The sequence below is a fragment of the Dolichospermum sp. UHCC 0260 genome (genome assembly GCF_009711985.1).
GTDB classification, from domain to species: Bacteria; Cyanobacteriota; Cyanobacteriia; order Cyanobacteriales; family Nostocaceae; genus Dolichospermum; species Dolichospermum lemmermannii.
In genome coordinates this window covers 79143-97581 of sequence record NZ_VIKZ01000018.1, presented here as the reverse complement: position 1 = coordinate 97581, position 18439 = coordinate 79143, and the positions used below count along the sequence as shown (strand labels likewise).

Annotated in this window: 12 protein-coding genes; 7 read left to right on the top strand and 5 right to left on the bottom strand. The window is 40.3% G+C overall.

Annotated elements, in window-relative coordinates; translation table 11 throughout:
• Nucleotides 1-165: 165 nt before the first annotated feature.
• Complete coding sequence (locus tag FJR08_RS09345; protein ID WP_168632981.1) at nucleotides 166-2133, bottom strand: bifunctional serine/threonine-protein kinase/formylglycine-generating enzyme family protein; 1968 nt, start codon at nucleotides 2131-2133, stop codon at nucleotides 166-168.
• Between the two features lie 108 nt (nucleotides 2134-2241).
• Here FJR08_RS09345 and FJR08_RS09340 point away from each other — a divergent pair, with 108 nt between their 5' ends.
• Together FJR08_RS09340 and FJR08_RS09335 are read left to right on the top strand one after the other, a co-directional pair.
• Nucleotides 2242-3018 (top strand): Uma2 family endonuclease, encoded by a 777-nt coding sequence (locus FJR08_RS09340; RefSeq protein WP_168632980.1) that lies wholly within the window; start codon nucleotides 2242-2244, stop codon nucleotides 3016-3018.
• Nucleotides 3019-3095: 77 nt separating this feature from the next.
• The gene (locus FJR08_RS09335) at nucleotides 3096-3593 is read left to right on the top strand and encodes a DUF2085 domain-containing protein (RefSeq protein WP_168632979.1); all 498 of its coding nucleotides are present in this window, start codon (nucleotides 3096-3098) and stop codon (nucleotides 3591-3593) included.
• Nucleotides 3594-3671: 78 nt separating this feature from the next.
• Here the strand turns inward: FJR08_RS09335 and FJR08_RS09330 are convergent, their stop codons facing one another.
• Nucleotides 3672-4670: an N-acetylmuramoyl-L-alanine amidase gene (locus FJR08_RS09330; protein WP_168632978.1), complete on the bottom strand. Its 999-nt coding sequence runs from the start codon at nucleotides 4668-4670 to the stop codon at nucleotides 3672-3674.
• 163 nt (nucleotides 4671-4833) lie between these two features.
• Between FJR08_RS09330 and bchH the strand changes: the two genes are divergently transcribed.
• Nucleotides 4834-8571, top strand: a complete 3738-nt coding sequence (gene bchH, locus FJR08_RS09325) for a magnesium chelatase subunit H (RefSeq protein ID WP_168632977.1) — start codon at nucleotides 4834-4836, stop codon at nucleotides 8569-8571.
• Nucleotides 8572-8584: 13 nt separating this feature from the next.
• On the opposite strand, the gene FJR08_RS09320 is transcribed toward bchH, so the two are convergent.
• From FJR08_RS09320 to FJR08_RS09310, 3 genes are all read right to left on the bottom strand, one after another.
• On the bottom strand, nucleotides 8585-9790 hold the full coding sequence (locus FJR08_RS09320; protein ID WP_015080050.1) for an ABC transporter permease: 1206 nt from the start codon (nucleotides 9788-9790) through the stop codon (nucleotides 8585-8587).
• 137 nt (nucleotides 9791-9927) lie between these two features.
• Entirely contained in the window at nucleotides 9928-11250 is a 1323-nt protein-coding gene (locus tag FJR08_RS09315; protein ID WP_168632976.1) for an efflux RND transporter periplasmic adaptor subunit, read from the bottom strand.
• A gap of 97 nt (nucleotides 11251-11347) precedes the next feature.
• Nucleotides 11348-13159 carry an ABC transporter ATP-binding protein gene (locus tag FJR08_RS09310; protein WP_168632975.1) on the bottom strand — a complete coding sequence of 604 codons (1812 nt, stop codon included), beginning with the start codon at nucleotides 13157-13159 and terminating at the stop codon, nucleotides 11348-11350.
• Nucleotides 13160-14155: 996 nt separating this feature from the next.
• On the opposite strand from FJR08_RS09310, the gene FJR08_RS09305 reads away from it, so the two are divergent.
• The 4 genes from FJR08_RS09305 to FJR08_RS09290 all read left to right on the top strand — a co-directional run bounded on the left by FJR08_RS09305 (nucleotide 14156) and on the right by FJR08_RS09290 (nucleotide 18350).
• Complete coding sequence (locus FJR08_RS09305; protein ID WP_168632974.1) at nucleotides 14156-14530, top strand: hypothetical protein; 375 nt, start codon at nucleotides 14156-14158, stop codon at nucleotides 14528-14530.
• A gap of 197 nt (nucleotides 14531-14727) precedes the next feature.
• Nucleotides 14728-15906: a TOMM precursor leader peptide-binding protein gene (locus tag FJR08_RS09300; protein ID WP_168632973.1), complete on the top strand. Its 1179-nt coding sequence runs from the start codon at nucleotides 14728-14730 to the stop codon at nucleotides 15904-15906.
• A gap of 11 nt (nucleotides 15907-15917) precedes the next feature.
• Nucleotides 15918-17228, top strand: a complete 1311-nt coding sequence (locus FJR08_RS09295) for a YcaO-like family protein (RefSeq protein WP_168632972.1) — start codon at nucleotides 15918-15920, stop codon at nucleotides 17226-17228.
• A 393-nt stretch (nucleotides 17229-17621) separates the two neighbouring features.
• Nucleotides 17622-18350 (top strand): SagB/ThcOx family dehydrogenase, encoded by a 729-nt coding sequence (locus FJR08_RS09290; RefSeq protein WP_015080057.1) that lies wholly within the window; start codon nucleotides 17622-17624, stop codon nucleotides 18348-18350.
• Nucleotides 18351-18439: the final 89 nt, after the last annotated feature.

The following is an 18439-nucleotide window of genomic DNA, read 5'->3' as shown; positions in this document are numbered from 1 at the left end:
TCCTGATTCTGACAATTTAAAAAATGTGTGCTATCCTAAGCAAAGACACCACAATCGGCTTTATTGTCGAAAGAAAAAATTTTATTTTTCCGCCTAACGGCGGGGGTTAAGAAGGGAAAAGAGAAAGAAAAGAAAAGGGCAAAAGAGCAAGAGTGTAAAGGGCTACTAAGTCCTCGCCGCACCACTACATACAACCCGAAAACCAACATCGAGGTTGTAGTTGCCGAGAACGTTGTAGTTGCGAAAAGCAGAACGGCAATACTCAGGATCGAAGGCCCACGAACCACCGCGCAGCAGCTTTGTACTACTTCGCCCTGTCAATGCACTACCATCTGTAGGCGCGTTATTGTAACTATTTATATAATCATCCTGACACCATTCCCACACATTACCGTGCATATCGTACAAGCCAAAAGCGTTAGGGGGAAAAGAACCTACATCTGTGGTTTGTTGACGATACTGGCCTTTTGGTGCAGAACCATAAGTGTAATTACCATTATAGTTTACCAATTCTGGGGTAATACTTTCACCAAAATAAAACGGTGTGGTAGTTCCGGCTCTACAAGCATACTCCCATTCGGCTTCACTGGGTAATCTGTAGTATTTCTGTGTTTTTTGACTTAACTTTTCACAGAATGTAACTGCATCATTCCAACTGACTCTTTCCACTGGGCGATTATTGCCTTTGAATGCAGAAGGGTTACTACCCATGATAGCTTGATATTGTGCCTGTGTCAATTCATATTTTGCCATGAAGAAAGCAGGAACAGTAACTTGATGTTGTGGTCCTTCCTTTGAATCCCTTCCTGCTTCACTTTCCGGTGAACCCATGATAAATGTTCCCCCTGGGATTTCCACCATTTCCAATGTCACACCATTTCCTAAATCTTCTGTAAAGTATGTTGCACTTTCATTCCGTCGGTTAATGATGTTTCCGGTTGCGTCAGTGCTGACCACTTCAAAACTAAAGGTTTTCAGGTTATTTGAGGAAGTTGTATTCTCAGGAGTTGTTGTATTTTCAGGAGTTGTTGTATTTTCAGGAGTTGTTGTATTTTCAGGAGTTGTTGTATCTGAAATTGAGGTTTGATTTTGCTGCCCAGAAAATAAACTTTGTCCTATAAATGCAACAGTTACACCACCTAAAGATAATCCTCCATAGATAAAAACGCGACGACCTATTGTACCATTTATTATAGTTTTAGAATTTCCCGAAGATGAATTTTTATTTCCCCCTGGAGATACAACAAATGTAGGAGGAATTTGTAAATCTTTGATGACCTCATCTGCAGATTGATACCGTTCTCGAATCTCAACTTCCAACAATTTATCCAAAACTTTACCCAATTCCTGACTCACAGAACTAGGTAAATATTGTCGCCAATTAAAACCATTTCTTGTCCATAAATTAAAAGGATTAACCCCTGTTAATAAATGAAAACAAGTTGCACCTAAAGCGAATAAATCACTGGCTGGATAAGCTTCACCACCTTCTATTTGTTCCAGTGGACTATAACCATGAGTACCTATTCGTGTTCCTATTTGGGTGTGAACTGTGGTAGTTAATTGTTTTGATGCCCCAAAATCAATTAATACCAATTTACCATCACTGGCTCGGCGCATGATATTCTGTGGTTTAATATCCCGATGAATAACCTGGCGCTCATGAATAAACTTTAAAGATGGTAATAAATCTAGTAATAATTCCCGAATTTGGGTTTCCTTGTATTTTCCCTTTTGTTTTAATTCATCTAATAAATTCTCGCCTTTAATAAACTGCTGCACTAAATAGAGAAAACCATTATCTTCAAAATAAGCAAACAGCGTTGGTATTTGCGGGTGTTCTCCTAAATCTTGTAAGCGTTTAGCTTCTTCAATAAATAACTCTGTAGCTTTTTTTAAAGCGTAAGTTCCTGACTGTTTAGGTGCAAGTTGCTTGATTACACAAATTTCATTGAGTTTCTGGCTATCTTCCGCTAAATAGGTTCTCCCAAAACCACCTTCATTAGAAAGCACCCGCAATACTCGAAAGCGACTGATTAATAATGGTATTAATGGGGTTCTGCAAGATTGACAGAACTTATTATGATCAGGGTTGATAGGCTGGGAACAATCGGGATTTAAGCAGCAAATCATAATCTGTGATAGATGACTGTATAACCTTTATAATACAATATTCAGTAATTCCGCGATTCCTGTTCTCTGATATAATACTAAATAAACAACTGCAATCTTTTAAACAGTATGAGTGAAACCCTGGCTGATATTGCTATACCACCGCAGTTTCCTGATCATACTCAACTACCAGAGTCTGATGGTACTTTCGTGAAAAACTTTCAAGAACATCCTCAAAGTATAATTATCACAGATTCAATAATTCAAACTTTACAAAAATTACATCCCGACGGACAATTTTGTATAGGTCAAGATTGTGGTATTTATTGGCGAGAAACAGAACCACCAGAAAAAGGTACAGTAGCACCAGACTGGTTTTATGTCCCTGATGTAGCACCACAATTAGCAGGTAAAATTCGCCGTTCTTATGTTTTATGGCGGGAATATATTCCTCCATTAATTGCTATAGAATTAGCTAGTGGTAATGGTGAAGAAGAAAGAGATACAACTCCTCTACCGGGTTTAAAAGAAGGTGAAAAACCTGGTAAATTCTGGGTATACGAGCGCATTATCCGCGTTCCCTACTATGCTATTTATGAAGTGAATAATAGCAAATTAGAAGTTTATCATTTGGTTGATTTTTCTTACCAAAAAATGCAGCCTAACGAACGTGGACATTATCCTATTGCGCCATTAGCTGTAGAATTGGGACTATGGCAAGGAAGTTACTTAAATAATCCTGAACAACTTTGGCTGCGCTGGTGGGATTTAGATGGTAATTTGTTATTGGTAGGTCAGGAAGAAGCCCAATTACAAAAATTAAGGGCTGAAAAAGCAGAAGTTAAAGCTGCACAATTAGCAGCACGTTTACGGGCAATGGGGATAGATCCAGATGATGATTTATAATCATTTTGGGTATTTTCTACCCTATAATACTAATTGCAGAAAACGAACCGCAGAGGCGCAGAGGACACAGAGAGAATATGGAAAGGGTAGTTTTGTTAAGAGGGTTACAAGTTAATTGGGTGAGTTTTTTTGCGGATTTCTTGTTAGCTGGGATGGTTTTTGGTCCCCCTATTGCACCTTTTTTGGCTGCTTCTGCTGTGTTTTTACTTCCGGGGATTGCGGATATTATTTACTTTATGGGTAATCATGTATGTCCCCAGCCTACTATGGGTTTGGAGTTATCTCCACCTTTTATTATGGCGGTTTGTATGCGCTGTTATGGAACGGTATCAGGTTTATTGATGACTCGGATTTTGTATGGTTTAACTAATGGCAAAGGCGTTTTTTGGTTAAGTCAATATGGTTGGACTGGTGCGGCTTTTGCTAGTGTATTAATGATGGCTTATCCGTTGGAGTTAGCAGCGCAGATTTTCGGTTTATGGGATTTTAATAATTATATTGTTACGCCTTTTGGTTTGATTACGGGTTTGGCTTGGGGTTTATTTGCTATGCCAATTTTGCATTTTCGCAGATAGGAAGAGGGAGATTTACTCCCTATTTATCAGTCGTATTCTTTGAGGAATTAGGGATCAATAAATTAAATGAAAATTTATCTAACCTACCAATTTTTGCCAAGTAATTGCCCCAATAATACCATCAGCAGTTAAACCGTTTTGTTGTTGAAATTTCTTGATTGCTGCTTGTGTTTGTGGACCATAGATACCATCAGGATCAGCACCGACACGATATTGTAAATATCTGATAATTACACCACTAGTATGAGTTCCTTGCACAACTCGTTTAGCTAATATTTGATTGATAGCATCCCAAGTAGTATTACCTGCTATTCCTGTGGGTAAAACTCCCACAATTCTCTGAAATTTTTCCGTTGCGGAAGATGTAGCTTGTCCCATGCTATTATCTTCGACTAGGGTCCGATTATTTTTATCAGTAATTTTCAGCCGATTTAAAGCTTTTTGTAGTCGGAGAATGCTCTTATCTTTATTCTGTTCTTCATCTATAACAGTATTTACAGAAGCATTAGGAACAGGAACAGCAATAGGAATAGACACACCAGGAACAGGATTTACAGAAGTATTTGCTACTTTACCTGTTAAGCCGGCAACTATGGCATTAGCCATTGTTTCACCATCATATAGTTGTATATCTTTGGCAGAATCAATGAAGCAACATTCTATAAGAATTCCTGGCATATTTGTTCTTCTGAGAACATACAAATGTGAGCCACTTTTAACACCACGATTAAAAAAGCCCAATTTGACAATTTCATCTAATACTTTTTGGGCAACTTTTTTGCCAGCGTCGCTAATAGCAAATACTTCTGTTCCATTAGCTTGTCCATTAAAAGCATTAAAATGAATAGATACAAAAATATCTACTCGGTTACTATTGGCTTTTTCGCACCGGCTACCTAAAGATTGATTTACTGTCCTGGCACTATTCGGTTTACAGGCAATTACTGTATGTCCTAAATTTTCTAATTTAGCTATAACCTTATTACCCACTTCCATTGTTAACTTATTTTCGGATTTAATTCCCTCTGCACCACTATCAGGAGGGCAATTGTGACCAATATCAATACCGAATTTCATTTGTATCTCCTTAATTGACTTTTTTACTATGCCAAGAGTCTGCTACTGGTTAATATAGTTCCAAAAAGCATAGACATTATTTTAATCTCTAGGTAGAGATTCCCCCATTAATCTCCAAAAATGTTTAAGATCAATGTAAAGAAATATTTCGTAGCAAAAGCGCATGAAACGCATTGTCTTGATTGCTGGGTTTGAATCGTTTAACGCGGACTTGTACCGAAAAGCGGCTGATTTGGCTAATTCCCGGTGTCCAGAGTTGGATATTCGAGTATTTAGCGATCGCAATATTACCACCAATAGCACGGAAGTAGCAGCGGCACTTAAAAACGCAGATGTATTCTTTGGTAGCTTACTCTTTGATTATGACCAAGTTGTATGGTTGCGGGAGCGTGTCGCTAACATCCCTATCCGGCTCATTTTCGAGTCAGCACTGGAATTAATGAGTTTAACCAAAATAGGAGCTTTTGCGATTGGTGACAAACCCGCAGGAATGCCCAAACCCATTAAATTCATCCTGGACAAATTCAGCAACGGTAAAGAAGAAGACAAACTTGCCGGTTATATCAGTTTCCTGAAAATCGGACCAAAGTTATTAAAATTCATCCCCGTCCAAAAAGTCCAAGACCTTCGTAACTGGTTAATTATCTATGGTTACTGGAACGCCGGCGGTTCAGAAAACGTCGCTTCCCTATTTTGGACAATTGCGGAAAAATACTTAGATTTAAAAGTTGGAGATATACCCCCACCCATGGAAACCCCCGATATGGGGTTATTACATCCTGATTATCAAGGATTTTTTACATCACCCAAAGCATACTTAGAATGGTATCAAAGAAGGAGTCAGGAGTCAGGAGTCAGGAGTCAGGAGAAAGAAAGGAATAAAATTACCCAGTCCCCAATCATCGGTATTTTACTTTACCGAAAGCACGTCATCACCAAATTGCCCTATATTCCCCAACTAATCCGCTATTTTGAAAAAGCAGGTTTGACTCCCTTACCCATCTTTATCAACGGTGTAGAGGGACACGTAGCCGTTAGAGATTGGATGACCAGCGACTACGAAACCCAAGAACGTCAAAGAGGTAAAATTGAAACCCTTTCTCTTTCCGCAGAATCGGTAAAAATTGATGCCATAGTTTCTACCATTGGTTTTCCCCTGGTTGGTGGTCCGGCTGGTTCAATGGAAGCCGGAAGACAGGTGGAAGTAGCTAAACGCATTCTCACAGCTAAAAATGTCCCGTATATCGTCGCTGCACCCTTATTAATTCAAGATATTCATTCTTGGACAAGGCAAGGCGTAGGCGGTCTGCAAAGTGTTGTCTTATATGCTTTGCCAGAATTAGATGGCGCAATTGATACAATTCCTCTTGGTGGTTTAGTTGGGGAACAAATTTATTTAGTTCCTGAACGAATACAGCGATTAACTAATAGAGTTAAAAGCTGGGTTTCCCTGCGCCAAAAACCTATTTCTCAACGGAAAATTGCCATTATTTTATATGGTTTTCCCCCTGGTTATGGTGCTGTAGGAACTGCTGCATTATTAAACGTTCCTCGCAGTTTAATTAAATTACTTCATGCACTGAAAGAACAGGGTTATACAGTTGGTGAAATTCCCGAAGATGGTGAAGAATTAATTCGCCAAATTAAAGCAGCAGATGAAATTAATCCCCTGGGAGAAAATAACATAAAAGACATCACAACTGTTAATGCTAGAACATTAGAAAAATGGTTAGGCTATCTTTTTACATCTCGCATTGAAAAACAATGGAAATATCTGACTGGTAGCGGCATTAAAACCTATGGAGACGAGTTTAATATTGGTGGTGTACAATTAGGAAATGTGTGGATAGGTGTCCAGCCACCTTTGGGAATTCAAGGAGATCCCATGCGGTTAATGTTTGAAAGAGATTTAACCCCTCATCCTCAATATGCAGCTTATTATAAATGGTTACAAAACGATTTTCAAGCTGATGCAGTTGTTCATTTTGGAATGCACGGAACTGTTGAATGGTTGCCCGGTTCACCATTAGGAAATACTGGCTATTCTTGGTCTGATATTCTCTTAGGAAATCTGCCCAATCTCTACATTTATGCCGCAAATAATCCTTCAGAATCAATTTTAGCCAAACGTCGCGGTTATGGCGTGTTAATTTCTCACAATGTCCCTCCCTATGGACGCGCTGGTTTGTATAAGGAATTGGTAAATATCCGCGATTTAATTGCAGAATATCGAGAAGATCCAGAAAAGAATTATCTGTTAAAAGAAGGCATTTGTAAAAAGATAGTTGATACTGGTTTGGAGGTGGATTGTCCTTTTGATGATGCGAAAAGGTTGGGTATTCCCTTTACGCCGGAAAATGTGAGGATGTTTAGTAATCACGCTTTTGATCATTATTTGGTGAAGTTGTATGAGTATCTCCAAGTTCTCGAAAATCGTCTTTTTTCCTCTGGTTTACATACTTTAGGTGAAGCACCAAATCAGGAGGAGTTAATTGGTTATTTGGATGCTTATTTTGGGGGAGAGAATGAACCACGTTCGCGCAGCGTCCCGGAGGGATATAGAAGCGAAGAACACGAAGGAAGAAAGGAAGAAGAAAGAAAGGAAATTACAAGGTTATTAAATCAGTCTACTGATGAGTTAACGAATCTTTTAAGGGGTTTAAATGGTGAGTTTATTCCTCCTGCACCTGGTGGGGATTTGTTAAGGGATGGTGCTGGGGTGTTACCTACGGGTAGGAATATTCATGCTTTAGATCCTTATAGAATGCCTTCTCCTGCTGCTTTTGCACGGGGTAAGGAAATTGCTAAGAAAATTATTTCTCAGTCTTTAGATGAAAATAAGAAATATCCCGAAACTGTAGCAGTTTTATTATGGGGTTTGGATGCTATTAAAACTAAGGGTGAATCTTTGGGAATTCTCTTGGAATTGGTGGGTGCTGAACCTGTGAAGGAGGGAACAGGACGCATTGTTAGATATGATTTAAAACCTCTTGCTGAGGTGGGACATCCCCGCATTGATGTGTTAGCAAATCTATCGGGTATTTTCCGGGATAGTTTTGTGAATATCATTGAATTATTGGATGATTTATTTCAACGGGCTGCGGAAATTGATGAACCGGAGGAAATGAATTTTATTAGAAAACACGCTTTGATTTTGAAAGCCCAAGGTGTGGAAAATTCTTCCGCAAGATTGTTTTCTAATCCCTCTGGTGATTTTGGTTCTTTGGTTAATGATAGAGTTGTTGATGGTAATTGGGAATCTGGCGAAGAGTTGGGGGATACTTGGGAAAGTCGCAATGTTTTTAGTTATGGTAGAAATGATAAAGGACAAGCTAGACCAGAAGTATTGCAGACATTATTAAAAACTAGCGATCGCATTATTCAAGAAATAGATTCGGTAGAATATGGATTAACCGATATTCAGGAATATTATGCCAATACGGGAGGTTTGAAAAAAGCTGCCGAAAAGCAAAGTGGAAAAAAAGTACAAGCCAGTTTTGTCGAAAGTTTTTCTAAAGACACCACACCCCGCAATTTAGATGATTTATTGCGAATGGAATACCGAACTAAGTTATTAAATCCCAAATGGGCTGACGCAATGGCTAATCAAGGTTCTGGTGGTGCTTTTGAAATTTCCCAACGCATGACGGCTTTAATTGGTTGGGGTGGTACTGCTGATTTTCAAGATGATTGGGTTTATGATCAAGCCGCAGAAACTTATGCTTTAGATCCAGAAATGGCGGAAAAATTACGCAAAGCCAATCCTGAAGCTTTTAGAAATATTGTGGGGAGAATGTTGGAAGCATCGGGACGCGGTTTATGGCAAGCTGATGGAGATAAGTTGGATAAGTTGCGAAAGTTATATGATTTGACTGATGAGGAATTGGAAGGAGTGACGTAAAAAATCTCAATAATCACCCACTTCTTAGGGCAACAATTGGGTCTAACATTGCTGCTTGTCGGGCTGGAAATACACCAAAAATCAAGCCTATACTCCCGGATATTCCCACGGCGACAACAATCGCATATAGAGGAAATTGAGGAGTCAAAGGCGTGAAGAAGGCTAACGGCATAGTTCCCCCAACTCCTACAATTATGCCCAGCAGACAGCCAGAGAGAGAGAGAATAATTGCCTCAATTAAAAATTGCGCTAAAATATCATTCTGAGTTGCCCCAACTGCCTTACGCAACCCAATTTCTTGAGTACGTTCAGTCACAGAAACTAACATAATATTCATAATACCAATGCCACCCACTAACAAAGAAATAGCCGCAATTAAAGCTAATAATAATGACAAAACACCAGTTACCTGAACTACCAATTCTTGAAACTTCTTATTAGCAAAAACAGCCACATCTTTTTTCCCATGTAGTCGAGCCAGAATATTAGTAATTTGAAAACCTGCGGCGCGAATACTATCTCTATTTTTGGCAGTCACTAAAATATAACTGAGAGGAATATCAGATATTGATCTGCGTCCCACTAACCTATTAGCAAATGTTGTGAGGGGAACAATAGCAGTTTGATCAGAATTCTCCCCACCAAATGCACCCTTTGATTGCAATAAACCAATAACTTGAAACGATATATTATTAATAAGAACTTCTTGCCCTACAGGATTTTCATCGCCGAAAAGTTTCCGACTAGTTTCTGCACCCAAAACAGTAACTTGAGCCTGTTCTTGCTGTTGTATTTGGTTAAACATTCTGCCAGTGACAAGAGTAAGATTCTGCACAGCAAGCAAATCGAACGTAGTGCCTTTAACAGTTGTTGATGTTAACTTGTTATTAAAACTAATTGACATTTTTTGCTCATCTATAGGCGCAACTTTGCTAACACTAGGAACTTGAGCTTTAATTGCTTCTGCGTCTGATAACACCAATTGAGCATCAGGAAATTTCATGCCTTCATCATCTTCAAAAGTGCTATATACCGTCAGTTGATTTGCTCCAAACGCCTCAAGTTTACCCAACACAAGATTCTGTGCGCCCTGTCCAATCCCAATCATACTAATAACTGAAGCATTGCCAATAATTATTCCCAACATAGTTAATCCGCTACGGAGTTTATTAGCAGCAAGAGTTGCAAAAGCCATGTTCACACTTTCCAGCAAATTCATAATTTAAACTCATAAAAAGAGAAACTTACATAAAAAACACCCAACCACCTAACACAAAAAATCTCTTAAACTCTCATTCCTCCGTGTCCTCTGTGCCTCTGTGGTTCGTTTATTTAAATATTTTTTATTAGAAGTCCCTAAGATCCAGTAACACGATCAATACCATCAATTAATTGATTAGCCGGTGGTTGAATAAAAACCCGTTCACCCTCAGAAAGCCCGCTCAAAATTTGCGTTTTATCACCAGAAGTAATTCCTACCTGTACAGGATGAAATTTTGCTTGATTATCTTTATCTGGTAACAGTACACCCACCTGCCCTCCCTTCCCAGAAACCACCGCAGCCGAAGGAATAACCAAGGCATTGCGAATGTCATTCACCAAAAAAGTTAACTTCACATTTAGCCCTACCTTGAGTTTATCTTGACCCGTTGCCAAAGCAATCTTGACTCGCATAAAAGTGACATTTTCTTCCTTAACTCCTCTAGGAGCAATCAGACGGACTTTCCCTTGAAAAACTTGATCAGGAAAAGCATCAAGGCGAATTTCTACAGGCTGATTTTTCTGAATTTGCGCCATATTCACTTCGGGAACTTTAGCTTCTATTTCCAAACCACTGGATAATTCAGCAATGGAGGCACTAGTTCCCCCTTCATTGGTAGAAACAGAAGTATTTGGAGTTACGAAGTCACCTGCTTGGGCAAAACGTCGGGTAATTAAGCCAGCAAAAGGGGCGCGAATGAAAGTATTTTCTAACTGATTTTCGTAAAATTGTAATTGGGCAGTTGCTTGAGCTACTTCAGCACCAGCTTTGGTAATTTCCTCAGTTTGATAACCGGAAAGTAGTTTTTTCACTTGTTGTTGGGCAGATATCAGACTAAATTTAGCTTGTTGTAAGTTATCCCTAGCGCTTTTTTCTTCGTTCAAGACGGCATCTAAATCATCACGGGATACTGCCCCTTGAGATGTAGGATATTGCCTGCGCTTGACTCGTTGAGAGGCTAATGCCAAGCGAGATTGAGCTTCCCTCACTTGCGCCGTGTACTTACGCACATCAGCTTGAGCTATGGCAATTTCTTCCGGTCCGTAACCCTTACGCTTTTCTTGTAATTCGGCTTTTGCCTTCCATAACAGCGCTCGATACTGATTCACCTGGGCTTGAAAGGCTTGACGCTCCATTTCTGCGATTAATTGTCCTTTTTGGACAGAACTACCTTCATCTACATAGAGTTTGGCAATTCGACCGGCTTCTCTTGGGCTAATATTAATTTTGCGAACTGGTTGGACAACTCCATTGGTTTTGATTTTAATGTTTAAGTTGCTGGTAGTGACAGGGACTGTTAAATCTGTAATATCATTTTTGCTGGGTTGATACCAATGGCTGAAGTAAGCAATACCCATTCCAGATAAACCAAATGCAGTCAGCCCAATGAGCCAAGGAATCGGATTTTTGATGTTCATGACTGATGGAATAACGAACCACAGAGGCGCAGAGGACACAGAGAAATGAGAGTGGAAGATGATTTCTGCGTAAGTCCTAGAATTAAGTTTTTTTGTATTACACTCCGTACTGTTCTACCTGCATATTCCAGAGGGCGGTATATTCGCCTCCCAGTTGTAAAAGTTCCTGGTGAGTGCCATCTTCAATTAAATGACCATCTTTGAGGACTAAGATGCGGTCAGCCATTCGCACTGAGGCTAATCTGTGGGTAATTAGGATGGTAGTTTTGCCTTCCGCTAGTTCCACAAACCGCAGGTAAAAATCACACTCGCTGCGGGGGTCAAGGGCTGCGGTAGGTTCATCCAAAAGTAGTAGTTGGGCTTCTTTGCGAACAAAAGCACGAGCTAGAGCTAATTTTTGCCACTGTCCTCCAGAAAGTTCTGTACCGCCAAACTGTTTACCCAATTGTGTATCTTCCCCACTGGGAAAATCATCAACTAGTTTGACGATATCGGCTTTTTCTACTGCATATCTAAGAATCTCTCGATGTTCTAACGCTGCTAAATTTCCTAATGCAATATTTTCGCCCAAGGTAAGTGAGTAATGGCCAAAGTCTTGAAAAACCCCCGCAATTTGCCGCCGCCACTGTTCTAAATTTAAATCTCTCAGGTCTATCCCATCAACCATAATCCGTCCTGTGGTGGGGTCGTAAAGCCTCGTTAATAGTTTGACTAGAGTGGTTTTACCTGCGCCATTTTCGCCAACGATAGCGACTGTTTGTCCTGGGTAAAGGGTAAAAGAAATATCCTTGAGTGCTAATCTACCATCTGGATAGTGAAAATCAACTTGCTCAAAAGTAATACCTGCACGAATCGGAGTGGGGATTTTTTCTCCGGGTATGTTCAATACCATGGGGGTAGGACTGTCGAGAAAGTTGAAGAACTGCTGCATATAAATAATATTCTCGAACAAATCCAACCAATGACTGACAAATCTTTCTAAACTATTCTGGAAGTAAGTTAATGATTGTACGAACAGAAGTACACTTCCTGGGCTTAACAGTCCTCTAAAGGCTTGTTTGACTACCCAATAGAAAGAAAATCCGTTTCCTAATGTACTCAAAATAGCTAAACTAGATGACCAAAATGCTTGTTTACCTCGCAAATGACCCATGGATTGATGTAAAGATTGAAATGCTTGTCCGTAAAGCTGCATAAAAAATGCCCCTAGCTGAAATAGTCTAACTTCTTTGGCATAGGTGTCAGTCAGCATTAAAGAGGTGTAATACTGCATTTTTCGGGCTTGAGGACTGTTTTCAAATAAGGTGATCCAAATCTCTCTACCATATTGGGAAGAAACTACTATTTGGGGTATAGTAGCGATCGCAATTACCAATGGTATCCAAAAAGCCAGGGGAATTAATAGCCCAATTACCACGATTAAAGTAATCAATGAGCGACTTAATTCCACCAAGTTCTCAACTAAGTTTAAGGGTTTATAGCTAACTTGTTGTTGCAGAATTTGTAACTCATCATAAAATTCAGCATCTTCAAAACGGCTCAAGTCAGCAAAACTATCAGCTTTTCGCATTAATAATAAACTAATATGAGCCGCTAATTTATCATTGAGATTTCCTTGAAGTGCCAATATCCAAGGATAGAGAAGGTTTTCTAATAGCAAAGCTCCCACCCATGCTGCTACCAAATACCACAAAATTGAATCATCTAATGCTTGACCAGTTGTTAAGGCTGTGGCTACAGTATCTACTACCAGTTTGGTAATCCAAACACTAACCCCAGGAAGAAACCCTTGCAATAAAGTCACAGCAATTAAAAACACCATTTCTTGAGGTGCTGCTGTCCATAACAAAGGTAAAGAACGAAATAAAATTCTAGTGTAGTCTCCAAACCAAACTCTTAAATCGCTCATTAATTAAACCTGATTTTTTATAAAGGGTTAGATAATTCTCTGATTTCCAAAAGTTTGATATTTTCTGAGTAATAACTAGATTTATCACTTGGGAGAGTTTATTTTTCAAGAATAAGATATGCAGTAATCAAATTTTATCCTTTTCCAACTTAACCAGCAATCAGTCGCTGCAAAGTTGATCAGGAATTTTCTCGGATTCTGCTATCTATTACTTTAATATTCTACTTTTGAAAAATTTTGTTCTCCACTTCTTAGGGATGAATATTTCAAAAATTTTCAAATGTCTGTTGTTCAGAATTTTCACGGATATCAAAACAGCCTAGAACCAATATAACCTTGATCATTAAAGGATGATCAGATATTTGATTTGCTATTTTTAGATAAATCCTGAAAAGTAATCAAGTCTGACAACCTTACTAAAGGAGTAATTATAAAGAAATAGAGCTACGCTTTTAAATCGGTCATAAGCATTATTTTAAATTCGCTTTAACTATAAAATTATTCTATGTTACAAGAATTTTCATTCACCATTAGCACAATTTCATAAATTGATTCCTCCTCTATCAAGAGATAAAACAATACTACTTAAGAAAGAAGAAAATTATCTAGAAAAAGATATTCTTGTAAGAATCGGATAAGCAAACAAAGACATAATTGGCGACTCCGAAAAGAGCAATTTTCATAGAAGACAAGGTTTTATAAGAATCTGAATTCCATCTGATAGTTACCTGCACTAATCAGAATGTGACTTTGCTCTTTTGTGGACTAGTACCGCAGGGCGGAATTAAAAATTAACAATTAAAAATTAAAAAAGCAGATTGTATAAGCTTTTTATGAATCTTTAATGGTTAGTTGACTTACGCCGTTGTGGACTAGTGTAATTTTGAAGAATTTGTGAAAACTGGTTGATTTAAAAACATCATTCCAGCTTTTTATCAACTCGAATAGAGATTTGCAAACAGGTTATTAAATTTAAGTTGAAAGGAGTAGGTGACAATGCTTGCAGAAAAAACACTCGACCAACCAATATATGTAGAAATGCGTTTGGTAGATCAAGCAGACAAACTAGAAAGACTTCTGTTGTCTGAGGAAGAAATAGCAGCTTTAGAAAAATTAGCAATGTCGGAACTATTCGACTCTGAAACCACTCAAAGATGGTTTGCTAATTGTTCCTGTGGTGGCTGTGGTGGCGGTGGTTGTCGTGGCTGTCGTGGCTGTCGTGGCTGCGGCTGTCGTGGCTGCGGCTGTCGTGGCTGCGGCTGTCGTGGCTGTGGCTGTAGTGGCTGTGGTGGCGGTGGCTGTGGTGGCGGTGGTCATGCAACAGTATCAGGTGTATTGGAGGACAATGATGAGTTCGGATTTGGATACTAACTAAACCTGGAGATAGAATCGCCATTTAGCAATTCTAGAAATCGAGCGAGTTTTTTGAATTTAGGGCTACAAAATCTGGCTAGAAAAATCAACAGAAACCCTGTTGTTACTCAATATTTTCTGTTGACAAAAACAGGGTTTTTAATTTTTTTGATTGCTATTTATAGCAGGATTAAACATTGGCAATAATAAAGTCTATGAAATTAAATGATGGTCAGCGGCTCCGACTACTAGAACACGTTGTTATTAACGTGATGCCGGCAGATTGTAGTGGCGAAGAAAGTATGATATTTAATACAACACGACGAACCCTGAGAGTCCAGGGTCAAGCTCTGCATAATGTGGAAAACATTGTTTTACCTTTACTAGACGGCTCTCGCACCATAGGAGAAATCCGCAATGCAATTGGCGAACAATTGACAGATTCTTCCCTCAATCAATGTTTAGAGTTTTTGATGGACAATCGCCTAGTAGAAGAGTCTCTAGAAAATACAAATGATTTAGATAGTCGTGCTTATTTACTTCCTCAAATCAGCCTTTATCATGAATTAGGCTTTGACCAAAAAGATGCTCGAAAAAACTTAGCCAATGGGAGAATTGCTGTTTTTGGACTGGGAGGTTCGGGACTGATAGCAGCAATTAACCTAGCTACTGCTGGGATTGGTTTTGTCCGTTTGTGTGATGATGCCTGTATCCTGCCGGCGGATTCCCTGATGATGTCAGGTTCGGGATTGAATAAAATTGGCACTTTTCGGAGTGTGGAAGCAGCGCGACAGATTGAGTCCATTGGCGGAATCACTGAGGCTGAGATTGTCACAGATGGTTTAAATGACGACGCAACCATCACTTCTTTGCTGGAGGACGTTGACCTGGTAATTGTTGCTACTGATGCCGTATCTGTGAATCTAGCCTATCGTCTGAACAGACTATGCTTGAAGATGCAGCGCCCATTGCTACCGGGTGGAGCGGCTGGGGTGGAGGGAACTGTCGGTCCGTTGGTTTTTTCCCAGGACAAACCCTGTTATCTATGCTATCGAATGCGGTCTATGGCCTGTTCCAAGTTTCCAGAGGCGGAATTGGCGGTTGAACAGTTGCTCAACCGAGAACGACGTTCTCAACCACGGCTACGGGAAAATTTACCGATAGGTCAGATGTTGGTGGGTAGCTATTTAGCTCTTGAGGCTGTGAAAATGATGCTCGGTTTGGCGATCGCTACTGACGGAAAACTACTACATATAGACTTACTTGGCACAAAACTTACTCATAACGTTGTCCTCAAAAAACCAGGTTGTCCCCATTGTTCAACACAGAAAGGGAACACTTCGACAAGCTCAGTGCATCGCAGGGAAGAGGGAACAGGGAACGGAAAAAGATAGGAGAGAACACAGTGAATACAGCGATTGCACGTCCCCGTTGGCAAGATCTAGTCAGCCCCCATACTGGCGTTATCCGCTCCTTAGATAGATTCACCAAGCCTTATACAGAGTTCGATTTTCCCGTTTTGTGGCAAGCCGAATTAGCAAATTTTCAGCTTCGTAAACAGTCTGATGATTTACGCTACGGTGTCGGTAGGGGCATGACGGATGAACAAGCCATTTTTGGGGCTGTGGGCGAAGCTATAGAAAGATACTGCGGTGGTATTGTTGATTATCGGCAAATAATTGTTAGTAGCTACGAAGAATTAGGTAATCGTGCCGTCCCTTCGACCGTTTTTTCTCCTTTTTCTGACCAACAATACTCTCACCCAACTTTCCCTTTCCCGGCCTTTAATCCCACAACGCAGACTTCGTGGATGAATGCCCTTTCCTTAACCAGTAAGCAACAGGTTTTAGTTCCAGCCTTCTTGGTTTATTTAGACTGGGGTGGCGACCAACCAGGAGATCATATTTTACCTGTTAGTTCTAACGGTATGGCTAGTGGACCATCTTGGGAGTTTGCTGCCTACCGGGGTTTGTGTGAATTAATTGAGCGTGATGCTTTCATCATTACCTGGTTAAATCGCCTCCCTGCCCCGCGCATCTATTTCGACCACCTGCCAGGAATTGAGACGGAAATTGCCCGTCACTATGCCCGCTTTGGCATTGAGTTAGTTGTCTTCGAGTTAACTACTGATATTCAAGTCCCAGTTTTCATGGCCATGTTAATTGACCGTTCGGGCAAAGGTCCCGCTGTGTCCACTGGTATGGGATGTCATCTTGATGCACCAACGGCTTTCCACAAGGCAGTTTTTGAAGTTTGTCAAGCTCGCTTTGGTGACATAGAACGGATGAAAACTGGCGCTGGGGCTAATCTCCATCAATATAGTGATATTCAGAATTTAGATGATCACAACGCTTTTTTTTACACGACGGCTCGGCTAGGTGAGTTGGATTTTCTATTTCACCATGACCAATCTTGCCAAGTTGAATATTTACCAACTTACGAATCTGAGTCTGAAGCAGAGAATTTGCAATCAGTAGTTGCCAAGTTAAATTCAGTAGGTGTTGAACCTTATGTAGTGGAAATTACTGCCCCTGATATCGCCTCTCTTGGTTTTCGAGTGGTGCGGACTTTAGCCAGTGAAATAGTCCCTATATATTTTGGTTATGGACAAGAACCACTGGGGAATAGGCGATTGTTTGAAGTCCCAGAAAGGTTGGGTTATGGTGGCCGACGGACTAAAAATGACTTAAATCCCTGCCCACATCCTATGGCTTAAAACAGCCGTCAGCGAGCCGTTAGCGGGTTGTTGATTAAACCCAGAATTAGCTTACTATACTCAAAACGGTTGGGACATGGACTTTTGTAAAATCACAAAAAACCTAGTAGTCTGTCAAATTTATTTTGACGGGTTTTTGGTAGTGCGGGCATACTTCGACAAGCTCAGTACAAGTCTTGCCCGCGTGAGCGAGACGCTCACACTACAGGGCATCTTGCCCGCGTGAGCGAGACGCTCACACTACAGTCCGTCATTTTTGGATTGACAGACTACTAGATTTGTAGGGGTTTAGCAATGCTAAACCCCTACCCGCTTAAATCAAATAATTAAGCCGTGTTGAGTATAGTTGAATGCTGATAGGTGATAGTTTGTTAAAACGAGGAAATTAGCACAATGCACACAGCCAATGAACCTCTGGAGTTAGCTCTTCTCTATCATTTAAACTCTCCAGTCCCTAAAAGTTATGTTAAGCGGGTTCCGGCTACTGAACTGCGATATCTGCCAGAAGCTCCTTTTCTGGAATTGCCAAAAGCACCACGTGATAACCCGCTGTCTGAGCTTTTAGCGCGACGTACTTCTGTGCGATTATTTGAGCATCAGGTAATGCCACTTGTCGCCTTAGCTCAACTGCTCGACTCAGGATGTGGACTCAACGGACTGCGGGAAGTGGATGGTCAATGCTATGAGGCTCGTAACTCTCCTTCTGCGGGGGGACTTTATCCTCTGGAGGTGTTCGTATCCACACAAGCGGTAGCAGGTTTGGTTAGCGGACTATATCACTATGAACCTCGCGGACACGGGTTACATTGGGTAAATGATGCAGTCCCAACAGATTTTGTAGAACCATTATTGCAGCAAGATTACATTCTCAATGCCAATGCTCTGTTTGTATTCACATCGGTTTTTATGCGTTCAATGGGCAAATATGGGGCGCGGGGCTACCGCTTTGCACTTTTAGAAGCTGGTCATCAAGCTGAAAATATCTGCTTAATGGCTGGGCAATTGGGGCTGGACAGTCTTTGTATTGGTGGATTTCATGATCTGGGTTTGAATGCTATGTTGGGTATTGATGGAGAACGTCATGCTGCTCTTTATTGTGTTGCTGTTGGGAGGAAGGGATAATTTTTTTAGGCTTCGCCCCGCTTCGCTAACACGCAGAGTCTCAGAGGCTCAGAGAGGAGGAGTTTGAGGAATTTTTCTTTACTGTCATT